Source organism: Pseudarthrobacter sp. MDT3-1 (genome assembly GCF_054510755.1).
In genome coordinates this window covers 88,662-106,884 of sequence record NZ_JBTNDX010000014.1, presented here as the reverse complement: position 1 = coordinate 106,884, position 18,223 = coordinate 88,662, and the positions used below count along the sequence as shown (strand labels likewise).

The 18,223-nt window shown below is 65.9% G+C and carries 17 protein-coding genes and 1 pseudogene; 11 read left to right on the top strand and 7 right to left on the bottom strand.

Annotated features, from left to right (window positions below):
* Nucleotides 1-15: 15 nt before the first annotated feature.
* From ACX80X_RS12830 to ACX80X_RS12820, 3 genes are all read left to right on the top strand, one after another.
* Nucleotides 16-342 (top strand): rhodanese-like domain-containing protein, encoded by a 327-nt coding sequence (locus tag ACX80X_RS12830; protein WP_056347663.1) that lies wholly within the window; start codon nt 16-18, stop codon nt 340-342.
* Between the two features lie 39 nt (nt 343-381).
* On the top strand, nt 382-1,320 hold the full coding sequence (gene pheA, locus ACX80X_RS12825) for a prephenate dehydratase (RefSeq protein ID WP_252601805.1): 939 nt from the start codon (nt 382-384) through the stop codon (nt 1,318-1,320).
* Between the two features lie 124 nt (nt 1,321-1,444).
* The gene (locus tag ACX80X_RS12820) at nt 1,445-1,654 is read left to right on the top strand and encodes a hypothetical protein (RefSeq protein WP_056347667.1); all 210 of its coding nucleotides are present in this window, start codon (nt 1,445-1,447) and stop codon (nt 1,652-1,654) included.
* A gap of 12 nt (nt 1,655-1,666) precedes the next feature.
* On the opposite strand, the gene ACX80X_RS12815 is transcribed toward ACX80X_RS12820, so the two are convergent.
* Nucleotides 1,667-2,725: a diacylglycerol/lipid kinase family protein gene (locus ACX80X_RS12815; RefSeq protein ID WP_252610905.1), complete on the bottom strand. Its 1,059-nt coding sequence runs from the start codon at nt 2,723-2,725 to the stop codon at nt 1,667-1,669.
* A 92-nt stretch (nt 2,726-2,817) separates the two neighbouring features.
* Here ACX80X_RS12815 and serS point away from each other — a divergent pair, with 92 nt between their 5' ends.
* Nucleotides 2,818-4,098, top strand: a complete 1,281-nt coding sequence (serS, locus tag ACX80X_RS12810; protein ID WP_252614468.1) for a serine--tRNA ligase — start codon at nt 2,818-2,820, stop codon at nt 4,096-4,098.
* Nucleotides 4,099-4,162: 64 nt separating this feature from the next.
* On the opposite strand, the gene ACX80X_RS12805 is transcribed toward serS, so the two are convergent.
* Nucleotides 4,163-4,540, bottom strand: a complete 378-nt coding sequence (locus tag ACX80X_RS12805; RefSeq protein ID WP_252601799.1) for a hypothetical protein — start codon at nt 4,538-4,540, stop codon at nt 4,163-4,165.
* Nucleotides 4,541-4,711: 171 nt separating this feature from the next.
* On the opposite strand from ACX80X_RS12805, the gene ACX80X_RS12800 reads away from it, so the two are divergent.
* Entirely contained in the window at nt 4,712-5,572 is an 861-nt protein-coding gene (locus ACX80X_RS12800) for an HAD family hydrolase (protein ID WP_252610908.1), read from the top strand.
* A 224-nt stretch (nt 5,573-5,796) separates the two neighbouring features.
* Here ACX80X_RS12800 and ACX80X_RS12795 read toward each other — a convergent pair.
* Nucleotides 5,797-6,255 (bottom strand): annotated as a pseudogene (locus ACX80X_RS12795) (ThuA domain-containing protein); the annotation flags it as partial.
* 149 nt (nt 6,256-6,404) lie between these two features.
* Between ACX80X_RS12795 and ACX80X_RS12790 the strand changes: the two are divergent.
* Nucleotides 6,405-6,740: a DUF1761 domain-containing protein gene (locus ACX80X_RS12790; RefSeq protein WP_252601793.1), complete on the top strand. Its 336-nt coding sequence runs from the start codon at nt 6,405-6,407 to the stop codon at nt 6,738-6,740.
* 22 nt (nt 6,741-6,762) lie between these two features.
* Here ACX80X_RS12790 and ACX80X_RS12785 read toward each other — a convergent pair whose 3' ends face one another.
* Nucleotides 6,763-7,362, bottom strand: coding sequence for a hypothetical protein (locus ACX80X_RS12785; protein ID WP_252601791.1), 600 nt, complete (start codon nt 7,360-7,362; stop codon nt 6,763-6,765).
* A 143-nt stretch (nt 7,363-7,505) separates the two neighbouring features.
* On the opposite strand from ACX80X_RS12785, the gene ACX80X_RS12780 reads away from it, so the two are divergent.
* On the top strand, nt 7,506-9,956 hold the full coding sequence (locus ACX80X_RS12780; protein ID WP_252614502.1) for a phosphoketolase family protein: 2,451 nt from the start codon (nt 7,506-7,508) through the stop codon (nt 9,954-9,956).
* Here the strand turns inward: ACX80X_RS12780 and ACX80X_RS12775 are convergent.
* From ACX80X_RS12775 to ACX80X_RS12765, 3 genes are all read right to left on the bottom strand, one after another.
* Nucleotides 9,953-10,705: a DUF429 domain-containing protein gene (locus tag ACX80X_RS12775; RefSeq protein ID WP_252601789.1), complete on the bottom strand. Its 753-nt coding sequence runs from the start codon at nt 10,703-10,705 to the stop codon at nt 9,953-9,955. The genes ACX80X_RS12780 and ACX80X_RS12775 overlap by 4 nt on opposite strands.
* The gene (locus ACX80X_RS12770; RefSeq protein WP_252610965.1) at nt 10,702-11,991 is read right to left on the bottom strand and encodes a carboxylesterase family protein; all 1,290 of its coding nucleotides are present in this window, start codon (nt 11,989-11,991) and stop codon (nt 10,702-10,704) included. Before ACX80X_RS12770 ends, ACX80X_RS12775 begins: the two co-directional genes overlap by 4 nt.
* 160 nt (nt 11,992-12,151) lie before the next feature.
* Nucleotides 12,152-12,640, bottom strand: coding sequence for an inorganic diphosphatase (locus ACX80X_RS12765; protein ID WP_056347687.1), 489 nt, complete (start codon nt 12,638-12,640; stop codon nt 12,152-12,154).
* 154 nt (nt 12,641-12,794) lie between these two features.
* On the opposite strand from ACX80X_RS12765, the gene dacB reads away from it, so the two are divergent.
* From dacB to tilS, 4 genes are all read left to right on the top strand, one after another.
* Nucleotides 12,795-14,291, top strand: a complete 1,497-nt coding sequence (gene dacB, locus ACX80X_RS12760; RefSeq protein ID WP_374209928.1) for a D-alanyl-D-alanine carboxypeptidase/D-alanyl-D-alanine endopeptidase — start codon at nt 12,795-12,797, stop codon at nt 14,289-14,291.
* Between the two features lie 496 nt (nt 14,292-14,787).
* The gene (locus tag ACX80X_RS12755; RefSeq protein ID WP_252601785.1) at nt 14,788-15,774 is read left to right on the top strand and encodes a hypothetical protein; all 987 of its coding nucleotides are present in this window, start codon (nt 14,788-14,790) and stop codon (nt 15,772-15,774) included.
* Nucleotides 15,775-15,909: 135 nt separating this feature from the next.
* Nucleotides 15,910-17,043, top strand: a complete 1,134-nt coding sequence (locus ACX80X_RS12750) for a zinc-dependent metalloprotease (RefSeq protein WP_252601783.1) — start codon at nt 15,910-15,912, stop codon at nt 17,041-17,043.
* 96 nt (nt 17,044-17,139) lie between these two features.
* On the top strand, nt 17,140-18,201 hold the full coding sequence (gene tilS / locus ACX80X_RS12745) for a tRNA lysidine(34) synthetase TilS (protein ID WP_252614469.1): 1,062 nt from the start codon (nt 17,140-17,142) through the stop codon (nt 18,199-18,201).
* Nucleotides 18,202-18,223 lie beyond the last annotated feature (22 nt).

Genomic DNA, 18,223 nt, shown 5'->3' with positions numbered 1-18,223 from the left:
CGAAAGAGGACTCCCATGAGCGATTTTGATACCGTGCCCGTCAACGACGTCCCAGCCGACGCCGTGATCCTGGATGTCCGCGAAGACTACGAATGGGTAGCCGGACACGCTGAGGACGCTGTGCACATTCCCCTGGACCAGCTTCCGGCGCGGCTTGACGAACTGGACCCGGACCAGGACGTCTATGTCATCTGCCGCACTGGCGGACGGTCCTTCCGCGCCGCGCAATGGCTCACCGGACAGGGCTATACAGCCATCAACGTGGCCGGCGGAATGGACCAGTGGCTCGAGTCCGGCAAGCCACTCGTGTCCGACAACGGCCTCAAGCCGCTCATTCTTTAGTTCAGCCCGAACCTGCGTCCCGTCACCACAGAGGAATCCATGCCCGCGACACCTGTTACGTACACTTTCCTCGGGCCTCAGGGCACCTTTACCGAGGCGGCATTGATGCAGGTTCCGGATGCCGGAGAGGCCTATCGCATCCCGGCCTCCAACGTCAACGCTGCGCTGGACATGGTCCGCGATGGCTCTGCGGACGCAGCGATGGTCCCCATTGAGAACTCGGTGGAAGGCGGGGTCACGGCCACCCTGGACGCCATCGCCGGCGGGCAGGAACTCCGCATCATCCGCGAAGTCCTGGTCCCCATCAGCTTTGTCCTGGTGGCCCGACCCGGAGTGGGCATTGATGATATCCGCCGCATTTCCACTCACGGCCATGCCTGGGCACAGTGCCGTCTCTGGGTGGATGCGAATATTCCAGGTGCAGAATATGTTGCCGGTTCCTCCACCGCGGCGGCCGCCATGGGGCTCCTGGGCGGCGACGCCCACTACGACGCCGCGATCTGTGCGCCCATTGTGGCCCAGGAGCAGCCGGGGCTGACCGTCCTGGCGGAAAACATCGGCGACAACCCGGGTGCGGTGACGCGGTTCATCCTGGTGAGCAGGCCGGGCGCATTACCTGAACGGACCGGTGCGGATAAGACCACCGTCGTAGTCCCGCTTCCGGAAGACCGCCCGGGTGCGCTGATGGAAATCCTGGACCAGTTCGCCACGAGGGGCGTGAACCTCAGCCGGATCGAATCCCGGCCGACGGGTCAGTATCTGGGACACTACTTTTTCAGCATCGACGCCGATGGGCACATCGCGGACGCCCGTGTGGCCGACGCCTTGGCTGGCCTTCACCGCATCAGCCCGGCCACCCGCTTCCTTGGCTCCTATGGACGGGCGGACGCCCAAAGCTCCAGCGTCGCGCAACACACATCTGACGAGGCATTCCGGGCGGCGCATGAATGGGTCGGGCGGATTCTGCAGGGGGAATGAACGGAGCTTGACGCCGCCCGAGGCTTCGCCCACAGCGTAGGCCAAGGTACTTCCCTGTGATAGTTACTGTGCGTATGCTTGCTTGATCCACTTGGGGGATGGCCCCTAATGAAGGGAACAGGTCATGAGTACCAGCAGCACAGACAACGACGGCCAGGGCATGATCGTTAATCCGAAGCCCACAGCCGACAACCAGGACTGGGACGGGGATGACGCTGACCGCGCCGACCGCCTGCGCTTCGAAGAGGAGCAGGCCATGATCCGTGAGCAGTCCGAGGCACGTGCCGCGAAAGCTGCTGCAGAGGCTGGAGCTGCCAAGAAGGCAACCGCCTGAGACGGGACCGGCTCAGGCTGGTTGGCCCTTGACCCTTATCAGAAGCGAGCGCGGCTCCACCCGGACGGTGAGCTTGGTGGCCAACCCGGACGTGTCGCCGTCGATCTGTGTCGGCATGGGCTCCGGGCACTTGATGACGATTCGGCCGGCCCGGTACATCGTCATGATGGGCAGGTTGCCCTTGTGTTTAAAGAGGATTTTCGCGTACATGGCCAGCCAGCCGATGGCGCTGCGGGGGCTCATGACCACCACGTCCAGCATGCCGTCATCGATCATGGCTTCCGGGATGAAATCGATCCCGCCCGGGACCAGCCCACAGTTGGCAAAGAGGACGCTGCGGATGTTCCGGACCTGCTCCGGCTTGTCATCCAGCGCGACTGATACCTTCCGTCGCCGCCCGGGCATGTGACGCATTCCGGCCTCGGTATAAGCAAGCCAACCCACGGCTTTCTTGAGGCCGGCATTGGTATCAGCGAGTATTTCGGCGTCCATGCCGATCCCGGCGATAACCAGGAATGCGTGCTCAGACGAGTGTCCCGTGCGGGAATTCTCGATGCCCATCCGCGCGGTATCGATGTAGCGTTGGTGGCCGAAAAGCGCTGTCTGCACGTTGGCGTGAAGGTCGTTGACATCCAGATCCACGTTTCGCGCCAGGAGGTTTCCCGTCCCCAGCGGAATCAGGCCCATGGCCACATCCGTGTGTGCGAGGGACTCTGCCACCACCCGCACAGTACCGTCGCCACCGCCCACCAGAACGACGTCGGCCTTGTAGTTCAGGGCCGACCGGGCCTGGGAGTATCCCGGGTCCTCGGCGGTCGTCTCCAGGAAGAGGGGTTCGTCCCAGCCGGCTGTTAGGCAGGCGCGCCGGATGGCTTCCTTCGCTTCGGGGGCGCGTGCCTTGACGGGGTTGAGGATGACGACCACGCGTTGCTGGGTGAGGCCCGTTTCGTGCGCTTCTTCATGGACCGCGCTGCGGACGTGCAGGGCCTTGAGCTTCCGGACGCCCCACCAGCTGGATACGGCGAAAGCCAGCGCCGCCGCGCTCAGGACGTAGAGAAGCCAGTCGTTCATGGTGCTTCAACAGTATCCCGGCCGCGGCGCCGCGATTCCCCCCCCGTCCGGCCCGGCAGTGTTGGTTCCGCCGGATTCGATACTCTTGTCTGGTGATCGACGTAAAAGACCTCAGCGAAAACCCGGATAAGTTCCGTGCCAGCCAGCGCGCCCGCGGCGCAGACGAATCAGTGGTGGACGCGATCATGGCCGCAGACTCCGCCAGGCGTGCCGCCCTGATCCGGTTTGAAAACCTCCGCGCCGAGCAGAACGTCTTCGGCAAGCAGGTGGCGCAGGCCAAGGGCGATGAGAAGAAAGCCCTGCTCGCCGAGGTCAAGGAACTGGCCAACACTGTGAAGGCCGCATCGGCCGAAGCAGACGCTGCCCAGGCCAAGCAGGACGAACTGCTGCGCAGTATCCCGAACCTTATTGAGGGCGGCGTCCCCGAGGGCGGCGAGGACGACTACGTGGTGGTCAAAACCGTTGGAACGCCCCGCGAGTTCCCCGATTTCGAGCCGAAGGACCACCTGGAAATCGGTGAGCTGATCGGCGCCATCGACATGGAGCGCGGCGCGAAAGTTTCGGGCTCACGCTTCTACTTCCTGCGCGGCGTGGGTGCACGCCTGGAGATGGCGTTGCTGCAGATGGCCATGGACCAGGCCATCGAGGCCGGCTTCGTTCCCATGATCACCCCAACCTTGGTGCGCCCCGAAACCATGCAGGGCACAGGCTTTGATGTAAAGCACGACGCCGAGATCTACCGTCTCGCCGAGGACGACCTTTACCTGGTGGGCACCTCCGAGGTTGCCTTGGCCGGCTACCACGCGGACGAGATCCTGGACCTGACGACCGGCCCGATCCGGTTCGCCGGGCAGAGCTCCTGCTACCGCCGTGAGGCTGGCTCGCACGGCAAGGACACCCGCGGCATCATCCGTGTCCACCAGTTCAACAAGGTGGAGATGTTCGTTTACACCGCGGTGGAGAAGGCCGCAGCCGAACACGAACGGCTCCTGGCCTGGGAAGAGGAGATGCTGGCCAAGTGCGAGCTCCCGTACCGCGTCATTGACACCGCCGCCGGCGACCTCGGCATGTCCGCGGCCCGCAAGTTCGACTGCGAAGCCTGGGTTCCGACGCAGGGCGCCTACCGTGAGCTGACCTCCACCTCGAACTGCACCACGTTCCAGGCCCGCCGCCTGAACATCCGCGAGCGTGTGGTCAACGACGAAGGCGTTGCCAAGGGCACCCGTGCCGTAGCCACCCTCAACGGCACGCTGGCCACCACCCGCTGGATCGTGGCCATCCTGGAGCACCACCAGAACGCCGATGGCTCGGTCAACGTCCCGGCCGCACTGCAGAAGTACCTCGGCGGCATGGAAGTCTTCCCGGTCCTTTAGGCTCCGGCTGCCTCGCTGACAATTCCCCGCCGCGTGGTCGATTCCCCTTGTAACGCGAGGGGGATTAGGCCACGCGGCGGGGATTCTTGCGTGTTACTCCGGCGCGTTCAAGTTTCCGCCGCAATAACTCCGGGTCGGTTACGGCTTTCCAGTCCCAGCGGACGACCTTGTAGCCAAGCGCCCGGAGCCGATCTTCACGCTTCTTCTCGGCCAGGACGGTTTCCCGTGTGCTGCGGCCGTCCAGGAGGTCGTCGTCGAGGTACTTGGCGTCGCCGTCGAACTCCCCAACGACGCCGCATTCAGGCCAGAAGAAGTCCGTCCGTGCAATGAAACCTTCATGGTCATAAAAGGAATGCTGCAGGACCGGAGCCGGGAGCCCCAAGATGTGGATGAGTGCTCTGCTCCGGGACTCGCCTACGGATTCCGAAGCCTCGTCAGCCAATTCGAGTACCTCCAGGACCCGGCGGGGAATCTACGGCTGGCCGGGAGGCGGACAGCGTGCCCAAGGTTAACACTCACACTGGGGATAACCCTGTGAGTATTAACCGGGTGTTCATGCGCGCTGTGGCCTGCGTCCTAGCCGGTTTTAGGGGGTCTCTGGTCTACTGGATGTATGACTACATTGACTGAAACCACAGTCGCTGGCATCGATGACCAGCGGATCGCAAGCGAAAACAGCACCGCCAAGTTCATGGTTGCCCTGGACGTGGACGGAACCCTGGTGGACCACGACGGCCACATGTCAGTGCCTGTCCGTGAGGCCGCCCAGGCCGTGGTGGCTGCAGGGCACGACGTCCTCATCGCCACCGGCCGTTCCCTGAACGCCACGCTGCCCATCATCGAGCAGATCGGCATCGACCGCGGCTACGCCGTCTGCTGCAACGGCGGCGTGACGCTCCGGCTGGATCCGGACCTGACCGACGGATATGAAATCATCCACAAGGCCACCTTCGATCCGGCCCCGGCGCTGAGGGCGTTACGCCAGAAGCTGCCCACGGCCAAGTACGCGCTGGAGGACGAGGACGGCAACTTCCTGTCCACGGAACGCTTCCAAGACGCCAGCTTCGGCGTCGAGGCCATCGGCGTCGACTTCCAGACTCTGCTCGAAGCCACCGCCGTCCGCCTGGTGGTGTTCAGCACCGAAAACACCCCGGAAGAGTTCACCGCAACCATCCAGGAGATCGGACTGGCCGGCGTTACCTACTCGGTCGGCTGGACGGCGTGGCTGGATATCGCCGCAGCCGGCGTCACCAAGGCCAGCGCGCTCGAACGGCTCCGCGGCCAGTTGGGGGCTGAACCCCACCGGACCGTGGCCATTGGCGACGGCCGGAACGACATCGAAATGCTGGGCTGGGCCGGGCGCGGAGTCGCCATGGGCCAGGCCCCGGAGGAAGTTATCGCCGCCGCGGATGAGGTCACGCTTTCGGTGCTCGACGACGGCGCCGCGCACGTGCTGCGCAGCCTCCTGTCGTAGAGCTGCTTCTGCCGACTTGCCTGGAGTTTTTGTCCAGATAATGCCGCCAAACGCCTCCAAACGGGCATTATCTGGACAAAACTCGTGGGTGCTTGCCAAACGCTAAGCCCCCTCGAACCAGCCCCGGGAAGGGCCGGTACGGATCGGTGCAGCTCAGGCTGGGCCGCCCAGCGCACGCCGTTCGCGAGGACCCGCTGGATCTGCGGGTGGTGGTACACCGGGTATTCCTGGTCGCCGGGGCTGAAGTAGAAGATCCGGCCCTTGCCGCGGGTGAACGTGACACCGGACCGGAACACCTCGCCGCCGGCGAACGAGCTGATGAAGATCAGGTGGTCGGGGTCCGGGATGTCGAACAGCTCGCCGTACATCTCCTGCTCGGGGATGACGATGGGACTGTCTACACCCTCGGCGATGGGATGCGACGGCTTGACGGTCCACACCAGCTCGCGTTCGCCGTCGTTCCGCCACGCCAGGGAGCAGCTGGTGCCCAGCAGCCGCGTGAAAACCTTGGCGAAGTGCCCCGAGTGGAGCACGATGAGCCCCATCCCGCCCAGGACGTGGCGGTGGACGCGTTCGACGACGGCCTCGCTCACCTCGGCGTGGGCCATGTGGCCCCACCACAGCAGGACGTCGGTGTCGGCGAGGATGTCCTCGTCGAGGCCGTGCTCATCGTCGGTGGCCAGGACCGCCGTCGTGATCTCGGCGTCTGGGTAGTAGGAGCGCAGCCCGGCCGCGATGGCACCGTGGATGCCGTCAGGGTAGATCTCCCCGATGTGGGACGGCTCGTTGAGGGCCTCGTGGACGCCCTCGTTCCGCCCTAGCGAGCTTCATCGTGGGAGGGCTCTGGTACTCGGTGCTCTTCGCTAAGGTATGGCAGCGCGAGGCCGGTGTCACGGCTGAGCAGCTGAAGAGCGGGACCGTGCGGGTTTTTGTGGGATCGTTCCTGCTCGCAGCGGTGATGGCCGTGGTGCTCGCGGCGTTTATCGGCGACGGCGGTGCCGGATTCGGTGCCCTGGCCGGGCTGGCTGCGGGCGCGGCCTGGGTTGCGGCTGCCCTGGGCGTCAACTACCTCTTTGAACGCCGCAGCCTCATGCTGTTCGCCATCAATGCCAGCTACAACATCGTGACGTTCACGGCGATGGGGGCGATCATCGGCGCCATGCAGTAGCGGCGGCGTGAGTCAGCTGCGTTCAGCGCACCTCAAGGATGAGTGCAAGCAACCGTGCAGCAGCGGGGCGGGCAGCGTGTTCCTCGTTCCATTGGGACCGGGCCACTGCTTTGCTGACGGCCTGGGTGGTGATGCTGAGTTCCTGGGCCACCGCTTTCTGCTGTCCGCGGACGCCGGGAGTCATGAGGTCCAGCACGCGCCATTCAGCCCCGGATCTGTCCCGCACTATATGGCCCAAAAGCCGCAGCACGGCCTCGGCCTCGTGGGCGACGTCTGCCAATGGTCCTTCCACTGCGACCGGGATGCGTTCCTTGCTGTTCCGGAGCCTGTCCACCGCGCGCCGGGCATAGATCAGGCCGTGGCCGGAGGCATCCTTGATTTGGTTGGGAAGCGGCTCGTTGACCGGCCCGACGCCGAGCCCCACGTACCAGGAGCCGCAGCGCAGGGCGATCAGGGCAGCCTCCACGGCCTGATGCGGGCAGTCCACGATGCCCTGGACTTCATCCTCCACAGACCGGTCGAAATCCAGGCGCGCGGGTATGTGCCGCAGGTCCTTCAGCAGCTGAGGGACGCGGTCGCCGTCGCGCCGGCTGTCGGTCTGGTTGATGGTCAACGTGAACATGTGAAACACAGACTACCGGTTAGTAGTTGGCCCAGGGCAAGTCGGCCAGGAGTCCTTCAGGGCCAGGGTTGTGCCGCGTACCGATAGGTGTTGCGATGGAGGCTCGGCTGCCGACGGCGGCGCGCAGCTACGTGAGGATGGTCATGGCCGGCAGCATGGGGCAGGACAACTTGGGGGAGGAAACACTGGACCTCGTGGACCGTTGGTGGCGGGCCGCGAACTACCTTTCCGTGGGGCAGATCTACCTGCGCTCAAATCCGCTGCTGCGGGAACCCCTTGCTGCGGACCACACCAAATCCAGGCTCCTGGGCCACTGGGGCACCACTCCCGGGCTGAACTTTGTGTACGCACACCTCAACCGTGTGATCCGCCGGGACCAACAGGAGATGCTCTTCGTTGCCGGCCCGGGCCATGGCGGTCCTGCTGTTGTGGCGAACGCCTGGCTTGAGGGCACGTACTCGGAAATCTACGGCCAGGTGGGCCCCGACGAGGCAGGAATGGCCGAACTCTTCCGCCAGTTTTCCTACCCCGGCGGCATTCCCAGCCACGCGGCGCCGGAAACCCCGGGTTCCATCAGCGAAGGCGGTGAACTCGGGTACGCGCTGGCCCACGCCTACGGGTCCGTGTTCGACAATCCCCAGCTGATCACCGCCGTCGTGATCGGCGACGGCGAGGCCGAAACGGGGCCGCTCGCGGCGAGCTGGCACTCGCACAACTTCCTGGATCCGGCCGCGGATGGTGCCGTCCTGCCCATCCTGCACCTGAACGGCTACAAGATCGCCAACCCCACTATCCTGGCGCGCATGCCGCAGGAACAGCTGGAGCAGCTGCTGCGCGGTTACGGCCACGAACCGTATTTCGTGACCGTCGAGGACCCGAACGACACGGAGCAGGCGCACCGGGACTTCGCGGCCGCCGTCGACACCTGCCTGACCGGGATCCGCGCCATCCAGGACTCCCGCCGGGGCGGGGCGGACGGGGCGGGCGGGACAGCGGACGACGGCGGCACTGCGGCCGGTGCCGCAGGAAGCGCCGCTGCGCCGCACTGGCCCATGATTGTGCTGCGCTCGCCCAAGGGCTGGACGGGACCGCGGATAGTGGACGGACTCCAGGTGGAGGGCACCTGGCGGAGCCACCAGGTCCCGCTGGCGGAAGTCCGCACCAACAGCGCACACCTGAAACAGCTGGAGGAGTGGCTGAACTCCTACCGTCCGGAGGAGCTGTTCGACGCCGAGGGCAGGCTCAGGCCCGACGTAGCCACGAATGCGCCCACCGGAAACCTCCGGATGAGCGCCACCCCGCACGCCAACGGCGGACTCCTTCGCACACCGCTGAAGCTGCCCGCCTACGCAGCCCACGCCGTCGACGTCGCGGCGCCGGGAACCGAACGGATCAGCCCCATGATCACCCTGGGCTCGTGGATGCGGGACGTTATCTCGCTGAACATGGAGAACTTCCGCCTCTTCGGGCCGGATGAGACGGCATCCAACCGGCTTCAGGCCGTCTACGAAGTGACGGACAAGGTCTGGCAGTACCGGATTGACGACGTCGACGAGCACCTTGCGCGTTCGGGCCGGGTTCTGGAGGTGCTCAGCGAGCACCTGTGCCAGGGCTGGCTGGAAGGGTACCTCCTGTCCGGCCGGCACGGGGTGTTCAGCTGTTACGAGGCCTTCATCCACATTGTGGATTCCATGTTCAACCAGCACGCCAAGTGGCTCAAGGTCCACCTCAAGCTCCCGTGGCGCCAGCCCGTGGCGTCGCTGAACTACCTGCTCTCGTCCCATGTGTGGCAGCAGGACCACAACGGTTTTTCGCATCAGGATCCCGGATTCATCGATCACGCGGTGAACAAGAAAGCCGAGGTCATCCGGGTGTACCTGCCGCCGGACGTGAACACGCTGCTCTCGGTCATGGAGCACTGCCTGGCATCCACCGATTACGTGAACATTGTGGTCAGCGGCAAGCAGCCGTCGCCCACCTGGCTGGGCCCGGGCGACGCAGCGAACCACTGCCGCCGCGGCCTGGGCATCTGGGAATTCGCGGGTTCGGAGGTGCCAGGGGAGGACCCGGATGTTGTTCTGGCCTGTGCCGGGGATGTGCCTACGGTGGAAACAGTGGCCGCGGCCGAACTGCTGAAGCGGGGCGTCCCGGGGCTGAAGGTCCGCGTGGTCAACGTGGTTGACCTGATGCGGCTCCAGGACGTGAGTGAGCACCCGCACGGCCTTCCGGCGTCGGACTTTGACGGCATCTTTACCCCGGACAAACCGATCATCTTCGCCTACCACGGCTATCCCTCGCTGATCCACCGGCTGGCCTACCGCCGCACCAACCAGGACGGCCTGCACGTGCGCGGCTACAAGGAGGAAGGGACCACCACCACGCCGTTCGACATGGCCATGCTCAACGGGATCGACCGCTTCCAGCTGGCCATCGACGCCATTGACCGCGTACCCGGCCTGGCCGAAAAGCACTCGCTGCTGCGGCAGGACCTTCAGGACCGGCGGATCCAGGCCCGCGAACACACCCGCACGCACGGCGAGGACCCGGAGGAGATCCGGAACTGGACGCTGATGGCCCAAAAGGAAAGCAGCTAGGCCAAGAGATCGGCCAGCTGGCCGGACGGAACGTGGATCCAGCCTTCGGTTAGAGCTGCGGCAGCATAAAGGTCCGGTGGACGGAGAGTCTGGGTCGCCGCCACGGCGCGGGCGGTCAAAGAGGCGATCACCGCGTCAAAAAGGTCGTCGGAGGCAGTCAGCCGGTCCTCGTTGCCGGCAAGGTCCAGCCATGGCGCCGCCGCGACCAGCTGCTCCAGAATCACACCAAGACGCTTGGACTCAGGAGTGCCCCGGCCTTTGTAGCCACGGGCCTGGAGACCCCAGACTTTGAGGGACGCTGCAGGGTAGACCTCTGCTAAGCGGCCGGACCCGTCCCTGGCCTGCGGCCCGTACTCAGCGGCGATCTTGGCCTGAATCACAGCACACCGCATGGCCGGGTGGGCGAGCCGGTCGGCGGAGACGCTTAGCGGAATCAGCCCGGTGTGCCCCGTGACGAAGCGGTCAGTTTCCCGGTAGGCCAGCAGTCGGCGTCCCTCGATGCCGTCGTGGTCCAGGACTGGATGCGCGTCAAAATTCAGGTGGCCTGTCAGGAACGGCAAGAAGGCGTCCGGCCAGCCAACTGGGCAGTCGATCGCGGTCATCGAACTGGCGCCGAACAGTTCCACAATTTCCCTGTCATGCACGTCGAGGGCGAGGTGCTCCAGGCGCGCAGTGCCAGCATCCCATTCCAAGACGGCGACGGCCGTCTTTTTGGTCGCCGCTGCTAGATCGACGCCCAGTGTCCTCATCGCGCTGCACGGTACTGCAGCGCGCCGGGAATCCTGCCCGCCTGCTCAAGGCCGTCGCCGCGGGCAAAGTCAGCCCACAGCCGGCGCATCTCGCGGCCCACGGCGTCGATCTCAGCCCAGGTTGCGCCCTTGAGGAGCCCGGCGGCGGCCCAGGTCTGCTGGTTTCCGAAGAGCAGCGGCAGGTCAACGGTGTGTGCGGCGCGGTAGAAGTTTCCCGGTGCGCCCCAGGACAGCAGGTAGCTGTAGGCCTTGCCTCCCGCGCGGGCGTGACGGCGGGCAAACTTCCGGGCTGCCCGGCCGTAGACCGCCTCCGTCACCGCCCAGTTGATGGCTTTCACGGCGGCCGCACCCAGCACCGGGACTTTGCCCAGCAGGCTGACCACGGGACTGCGGGGCAGGAACAGCCGGGCCTCGTCGGACGTGTGCCCGATCAGCACTTCGATGCCCGGGGCCGTGGCGTTCCAGGCGGCCTCGACGCGTGATTCCGGCGGCAGCGGGGCGTGGCTGTACTGCGTGCCGAACGGCATGGCCGCCATCAGGCCGTACTTCCGGGCCACCTGTGACACGTGGTCTTCGATGGCCACAATGTCCAGCATCGGGGTGTCCTCCGTGACGGCTTCGGCGGCGATGCCCATGGCACGGCTCATCTTGTGCCGGCCGCGGGTGATCCCCAGCGGTGCACTCTGGATGATGGCCCGCTGGAACAGGGACGGTGCCTCGGGCGTCGCCATGAGGTGGGCTACGGAGTCGCCGCCTGCGGACTGCCCGAACGCGGTGACCCGCCCCGGATCCCCACCGAAGGCCGAAATGTTGCGCTGCACCCACCGGAACGCTTCCAACTGGTCCAGCAGGCCGAGGTTCGCGGGCCGGCCGGTGCCGGTGGCCAAATATCCGAACAGGCCCAGGCGGTAGGTCACGGAGACCACGATGACCCGGTTCTCCGATACCAGAGACTGGGCATCAAAGATCGCCAGGTCGCCGGAGCCGGACGTGTAGGAGCCGCCGTGCAGCCACACCATGACGGGGACCTGTTCGCCGTCGGCAAGCCCGGCCGGAGCCGTGATCGACAGGCGCTGGCAGTCCTCACTTCCGGGGAGCTCGCCGTACCGGGTACCCAGGACGTCGTCCAGGAACGGAACGGGGCCCTGCGGGCAGGCGGGCGAGAGGGTGGTGGCAGCAAAACCGGCAGTCCAGTCGGGCGCTGTCACCGGAGGCTGAAAGCGGCCCGCGGTGGCGTAGGGGATACCGGTTGCGCGAACCACCTCACCGTCCCGCCACCCTGTGATGGGCCCGCACGGCGGTTCAAAATACGGCGGCTCAAAATACGGGGGATTCGAAGGCTCGGAACTCACCCTCCACCTTAAACCACAATGCGGGGTCACTTCCTGCCCAATTCCGGAGGTGGAATGGGCGGGAAGTGACCCCGCGTTGCTGAGACCGTGCGGACTAGTGCGCTGCCGGCACGTAACGCTTGATGGAGGCTTCCAGCTCGGCCTCGGCGGCGGCGCGGTCGCCCCAGCCCTCGGCCTTGACCCACTTGCCCGGCTCCAGGTCCTTGTAACGGGTGAAGAAGTGCTCGATTTCCTTGATCAGGAATTCGCTGACATCGCTGATTTCCTGGATGTGGTCAAAACGGGCGTCAACCGGGACGCACAGGACCTTGGCGTCGCCGCCGCCGTCGTCGGTCATGTTGAAAACGCCGATGGGGCGGGACTCAACGATGACGCCGGGGTGCAGGTCGAAGTCCTGCAGGAGCACCAGTGCGTCCAGCGGGTCGCCGTCTTCGCCCAGGGTGTTCTCGAAGAAACCGTAGTGCGTGGGGTACTGCATGGAGGTGAAGAGGACGCGGTCCAGGCGGACGCGGCCGGTCTCGTGGTCAACTTCGTACTTGACGCGAGATCCCTTGGGGATCTCGATGGTCACGTCATGCTTCATGGAATGCTCCTCGGCAATTGCAGGGGGTTCGCGGCACAGGAGACGAACAACAAAAAGGAGTGTCGGTGCCGCCGACTACTATTGAGGATATAGCGAGAGGCCCAGGTTTCAGGAACTTGCGGGGAAATTTCAGGACTTGAGGACCAGCACCAGCATGAAGGAAACATCGCGTCCCGCAGGGATAAGGGCGGCGTTCAGGCGCACGGTCCAGCGCAGACTGCGTGCCTGGCCCAACGCGCTGCTCCTGGCCGTGATCGTTATGCTGGCCCTTCCCGCCGCGTGGCTGGTTGTCCCTGCTTTCGTCAGCCCGCGTCCTGCGGCGACACCCGAAGTGCCCGCCTGGCAGCAGGCCCCCACCGCGCTTTCCGCCAGAATGGGCCTTTCTCCGCTCACGGAGTCGGCGCCCATCCCGCTGCCCTCCGCGGTCGCCGCTCAGTTGGGCGGATTGTTAAAGCCCGACGGCGACGGCAGCTTCACGGGGCTGGTCCAGGATGCGCTCACTGGCCAGGTCCTGTTTGACCGCGGAGGTTCGGAGAGCCGGATCCCCGCCTCCAATATGAAGCTGCTCACTGCCGTGGCCGCCCTGCGCGCAATCGGGCCGGACCACCGTTTCAGCACCAAGGTCCTGGCCGGGCCCGCTGCCAATCAGGTGGTGCTCACCGGCGGTGGCGACGTCCTCCTGGGTGCCGGGGAATCTGCGCCCAACCAGGTGATGGGCCGCGCCGGACTCGCCACCCTCGCCACCGCCACCGTGAACGCGCTCCAAGCCGCCGGAACAACCGGCGAGCTGACGGTCCTGGTGGATGACTCCCTGTTCACCGGCCCAACGCTGAACCCCGCCTGGGCGGACGGGGACGTTGCGGCGGGCGAGGTTGCCCCGCTGTACCCGCTTGCGCTGAACTCGGCGCGCTTTGACCCGGCCGTGACCACCGGACCCCGCCCGCAGGACTCTGCAATCACCGCCGCCGAGGCGTTTGCGGCGCAGCTCAAGACGGCGGGTGCCGCTGCGGGACTCACGGTAGCGGCCGGCGTCGTACGTTACACCGCACCCTCGGGCGATGCGCCCCCGGCAGAAGAGCCGGCGGTGCTTGCCGAGGTCCAGTCCGCCACGGTTGGCCAGCAGGTGGACCTCATGCTGCAGACCTCGGACAACTACCTGGCGGAGGTCCTGGGCCGAATGGCCTCGGCGGCTGCGGGGGAGCCCGCCAGCAACGACGGCGCCACTGGAGCAGTCCGCGCACAGCTCGCGGATTTGGGCATCCCTACGGACACCATGCGGCTCGCGGACGTGTCCGGGCTGGCGCTGGGCAACCAGGTCTCTGCCCGCCAGTTCGCGGAAGTGGTGCGTGCCATCACCAGCGGGACCGACACCCGTTTGCGGGCCGCGCTGGATGGATTTCCGGTCGCGGGGCTGACCGGAACACTGGACACCCGCTACGTCGATGGCTCCACGGCCCGCGGTGCCGGCCTGGTGCGGGCCAAGACCGGGACCCTGAATTCGGTCATCGCCCTCAGCGGCTACGTGGTGGACGCCGACGGCCGGCTCCTGGTCTTCTCCTTCATCGGCAACGACCTGAAGCCTGGCGCCGCCGGGAACCGGGAAGCCCTGGACCGAGCCGCCACGGCGCTCGCCGCCTGCGGCTGCCGCTGACCTGCTCCTACCGCAACCGGGTTCCTACCGTAACCGCTGCCCTGCGCCGCAATAGCGGTGCCGGGCAACACCGTTCGTGCGGGTCCGGACCGCTGTTATGCGGGCCTGCTCTTTTGGGAGCAAGTACTTGCGGCGCGGCGGGCGGAAAAACAAGTACCGGCTACTCGTGACACTTGACGGAGGCCAGCCCTAGGCTCAACCACACGCGGGCTCCGTGTTTGGCTACGCACGGAACCTCCGACGTCGAAACCGTCATTAGGGGTGAGGCTGGTGTCCATTTCCGATCAAATTCCGTGATGGCGTCCCGACCCGCTCCCGCCAAGGCGCGGCACGGCCTGACCTTGTGCTCGAGGCCGCGTGTTCGGCGGCTCTCCGCGCTCCCGTACAGAGGTCTTCGGATCGGTCCCAGACCCGGCGCGGTTTCGACAGCGCTGCCCCTCGGTGAGCTCCTAAACGGGGCGCCCGTGACAGTTGCTGAAAGCAATAAATTCCGAGAGTGAAGGCCACAATGATGTTCCAGCCAAATAAACGACTATCAGCCCTTAGTTCCGCTTTCACGCTGCTTCTGGCAATGTCGACGGTGGCGTCGTGCGCGGCGCCGGATGCCGGGCAAGCGCAGCCCACCTCCACCGGCACTTCGGAGCCGGCATCGCCGTCAGGGTCGCCGACAGCGACGTCGCAGGCGCCAGAGCTGTGCGGGCCAGGGTCTGCGGTCAACTTCGACAAGACCACCTTCCAAAGCTCTCCGACGATCGACAACAAGTGGTTTCCGCTAAAGCCAGGCACCGTGTATTCCACCACCGGCACGGTCGCCGCTGAAGATGACACCACCGAACGCAGGGTCACACACACCGTAACCGGCCTGACCAAGGTCATTGACGGTGTGAAAACCCTGGTGATGTGGGACCGCGATTACCAGGACGGGGCGCTGGTTGAATCGGAGCTGGCCTTTTTTGCCCAGGATAACGCTGGAGCGGTTTGGCTCTTCGGTGAGTATCCCGAGGAGTTCGAAAACGACAAATTTATTGGGGCGCCCAATACTTTCATCCACGGGATTTCGGGGAGCCAAGCCGGCATTGCAATGCAAGCGCAGCCACGGACCGGCACGCCGGAATATGTTCAGGCTCACGCGGCTTCAGTGGGTTTCCTCGATTGCGCGCGTGCCTACGAGGACAACGTAGCGCTATGCGTCCCCACCGACTGCTACGAAGGCGTGCTGGTGATTGATGAGCACAATCCGCTGGAACCGGATGTAGGCCACCAGCGTAAGTTCTATTCAGCCGGCACTGGGCTGGTAAGGGTGACAGCCGAGGGTGGCGTGAAACAGGAAACCCTGGACCTCGAAAAAATCGAACAGCTCTCCGACGCCCAACTGGCCGACGTCAATGAACAAGCACTTGAGCTCGACCAGCACGGATATGAGGTCAGTAAGGACGTCTACGCCAAGACGGCTCCTGCCGAAGTTGCCACCAAGACTCCGTGACGTGGGTGAAGGACAGCGCAACCGGCCGATTTCTGAAACGAACCACACACAGGCGCAGGTCACCGGATGCCCCGAGCCGTTCGCCGGTCAGCGAACTTAAGGACCATCCGCCGTCCGCTGTGATGTGATGGGGCTATGGAGTCCACTGTGCGTGATTCGTCAGCCCCGGCATCATCCAGCCCGGCCCCGGCCCTGATCAACTGGGACCTGGCCGCGTCCACGGCGGCCCGGCTGGCCTCCGCGGGGCCAACCCTCAACTCGGCGGAAATCGGCGAAGCCGTGGACAGCCTGCGCCGCCTCGCCGACGCCTCCGTCCCGCACGTCCACGAAATCACGGGCCTCGAAGCCGCGCGGGACCTGCGCGACTCCTCTGTCCTGGTGGTGGACCGGGCCAATTGGGCCAAGGCAAACACACAGAGCTTCGCCGTGATGCTCAAACCCGCCATGGATAAAATGCTCGAAAGCCGCCGCGGCAACGTCAGCCCGGCGGCGGCCAGCGTCAGCGGCGCCATCACGGGCAGCCAGCTCGGCGCTGTCCTGGCGTTCCTGTCCAGCAAAGTCCTGGGCCAGTACGATCCGTTCGCCGCGCTCGCCGAAGGTTCCAACGCGCCCGCGGCTGGCCGGCTGCTGCTTGTGGCGCCAAACATCGTGGCTGTGGAGCGCGAGCTCAACGTCACGCCGGAGGATTTCAGGCTCTGGGTCTGCTTGCACGAGCAGACGCACCGGGTGCAGTTCGCGGCTGCGCCCTGGCTCCGCCACCACATGCTTTCCGAGATCGACAACCTCAGCGGGCACCTGCTGGGCAACGTTGATTCGCTGATGGAGCGTGCCTCCGCCGCCGCGCGTTCCCTCAAGGACCGGACCGCCACCGGCAATACGCCCGGCCGCGGCGCCATCCTGGACCTGCTGCAGAACCCCGAGGAGAAGGCGTCCCTGTCGCACCTGACGGCAGTGATGAGCCTGCTGGAGGGCCACGCCAACGTGGTGATGGACGCCGTCGACGCCAGCATCGTCCCCTCGGTCAGGACCATCCGGCAGCGCTTCACCGACCGTGGCAAAGACCGCGGCGTGATGGAGAAATTCATCCGCAGCCTCCTTGGCCTGGACGCCAAGATGCGCCAGTATTCCGACGGCGCCAAGTTTGTCCGCGCCGTAGTGGAGCTGGTTGGCATGGAGGGCTTCAACAGGGTGTGGGAATCCGCGGATAACCTTCCCACCGAGCCTGAAATCCACGATCCCAAGCTGTGGGTTGACCGGATGGGCCTATAGGTGCCGCACGCCCCAAAGGTGCCGGACGCCCGCACGGCTTCAAGCGGACGACGACGGCCCGGCCGGCTTGCGCCCGTCGTCGGCAAGGCGCGCAAAATGGTCCAGAACGCCCTGGCGGACGCCGGCTATCCGGCCCACGTGCTGGTGGCCTGCAGTGGTGGACCGGATTCGCTGGCCCTCGCGGCGGTGGCAGCCTATTTTGCCCGCCGCGGCCACGTTGACGGGTACCCACTGACGGTCGGCGCCGTCGTGGTTGACCACCAGCTGCAGGAGGGCTCGGCCCAGGTGGCTGCGGCCACAGTCCAGACACTGAAGGAACTGGGTCTTTCCCCGGTGGACCTCCGGACCGTCACCGTCGCCAGCACCGGGATGGGCCCGGAGGCCGCCGCCCGGGATGCCCGCCATGCAGCGTTGGAGGCTGCGGCCCACGAGCACCGAGCCGCGGCCATCCTGCTCGGCCACACGCTGGACGACCAGGCCGAACAGGTCCTGCTGGGTCTTGCCCGCGGCTCCGGCACGCGCTCGCTGGCTGGAATGCGGCCAGCCCGCGGCCTGTTGCTCAGGCCCTTCCTCGGCCTGCGCCGCGCAGAGACCCTGGAGATCTGCGATGTCGAAGACCTCGAGCCCTGGCACGATCCCAGCAATGCAGACCCGTCGTTTGCCCGCTCCCGGACCCGGGTGGAAGTGCTGCCGATGCTCGAGGAAAAACTCGGGCCCGGCGTGGCTGAATCCCTGGCCCGGACCGCGTCCATCCTGCAGTTGGACGCCGACTATCTGGAGGACGTGGCAGATCGCACATTTGCAGCCTTGGCCGAGCGGTCCGGACCGGAGGTCAGCCTCCGGGAGGAGGCTCTGGGGGAACTTTCCCCGGCCATCAGGTTCCGGGTCATCGCCAAGGCAGCGGCCGACGTCGGGGGCCAACAGCCCAGCTACCAGCGCCTTCTGGCAGCGGAAGCGCTGCTGCGCCGGCAGGGTTCCGCCGGTCCCGTGGAGCTGCCTGGCGGTGTGAGCGTGTACCGGCTGTCCCTCGCCGAGCTGGCCCAGCGGGACGCTGCGGAAACGCGGCCCGACGGTCCCGACGGCGGCGCCCCCGTTCCCCGTGAAGCGGCCCGCTGTGGGAAGCTAGTATTCCGGCCTCAAAAACCGCCCCAAGAATAGTCGCACCCCGCATCTACACAGG

What these genes read in the sequence shown, in the direction of transcription:
- ACX80X_RS12830 (WP_056347663.1), top strand. Translation starts at nt 16, where the DNA reads ATGAGCGATTTTGATACCGTGCCCGTCAACGACGTCCCAGCCGACGCC.
- ACX80X_RS12780 (WP_252614502.1), top strand. Translation starts at nt 7,506, where the DNA reads ATGGCCGGCAGCATGGGGCAGGACAACTTGGGGGAGGAAACACTGGAC.
- pheA (WP_252601805.1), top strand. Translation starts at nt 382, where the DNA reads ATGCCCGCGACACCTGTTACGTACACTTTCCTCGGGCCTCAGGGCACC.
- ACX80X_RS12765 (WP_056347687.1), bottom strand. Translation starts at nt 12,640, where the DNA reads ATGAAGCATGACGTGACCATCGAGATCCCCAAGGGATCTCGCGTCAAG.
- tilS (WP_252614469.1), top strand. Translation starts at nt 17,140, where the DNA reads ATGGTCCAGAACGCCCTGGCGGACGCCGGCTATCCGGCCCACGTGCTG.
- ACX80X_RS12800 (WP_252610908.1), top strand. Translation starts at nt 4,712, where the DNA reads ATGACTACATTGACTGAAACCACAGTCGCTGGCATCGATGACCAGCGG.
- ACX80X_RS12775 (WP_252601789.1), bottom strand. Translation starts at nt 10,705, where the DNA reads ATGAGGACACTGGGCGTCGATCTAGCAGCGGCGACCAAAAAGACGGCC.
- ACX80X_RS12785 (WP_252601791.1), bottom strand. Translation starts at nt 7,362, where the DNA reads ATGTTCACGTTGACCATCAACCAGACCGACAGCCGGCGCGACGGCGAC.
- ACX80X_RS12750 (WP_252601783.1), top strand. Translation starts at nt 15,910, where the DNA reads ATGGAGTCCACTGTGCGTGATTCGTCAGCCCCGGCATCATCCAGCCCG.
- dacB (WP_374209928.1), top strand. Translation starts at nt 12,795, where the DNA reads ATGAAGGAAACATCGCGTCCCGCAGGGATAAGGGCGGCGTTCAGGCGC.
- ACX80X_RS12815 (WP_252610905.1), bottom strand. Translation starts at nt 2,725, where the DNA reads ATGAACGACTGGCTTCTCTACGTCCTGAGCGCGGCGGCGCTGGCTTTC.
- ACX80X_RS12820 (WP_056347667.1), top strand. Translation starts at nt 1,445, where the DNA reads ATGAGTACCAGCAGCACAGACAACGACGGCCAGGGCATGATCGTTAAT.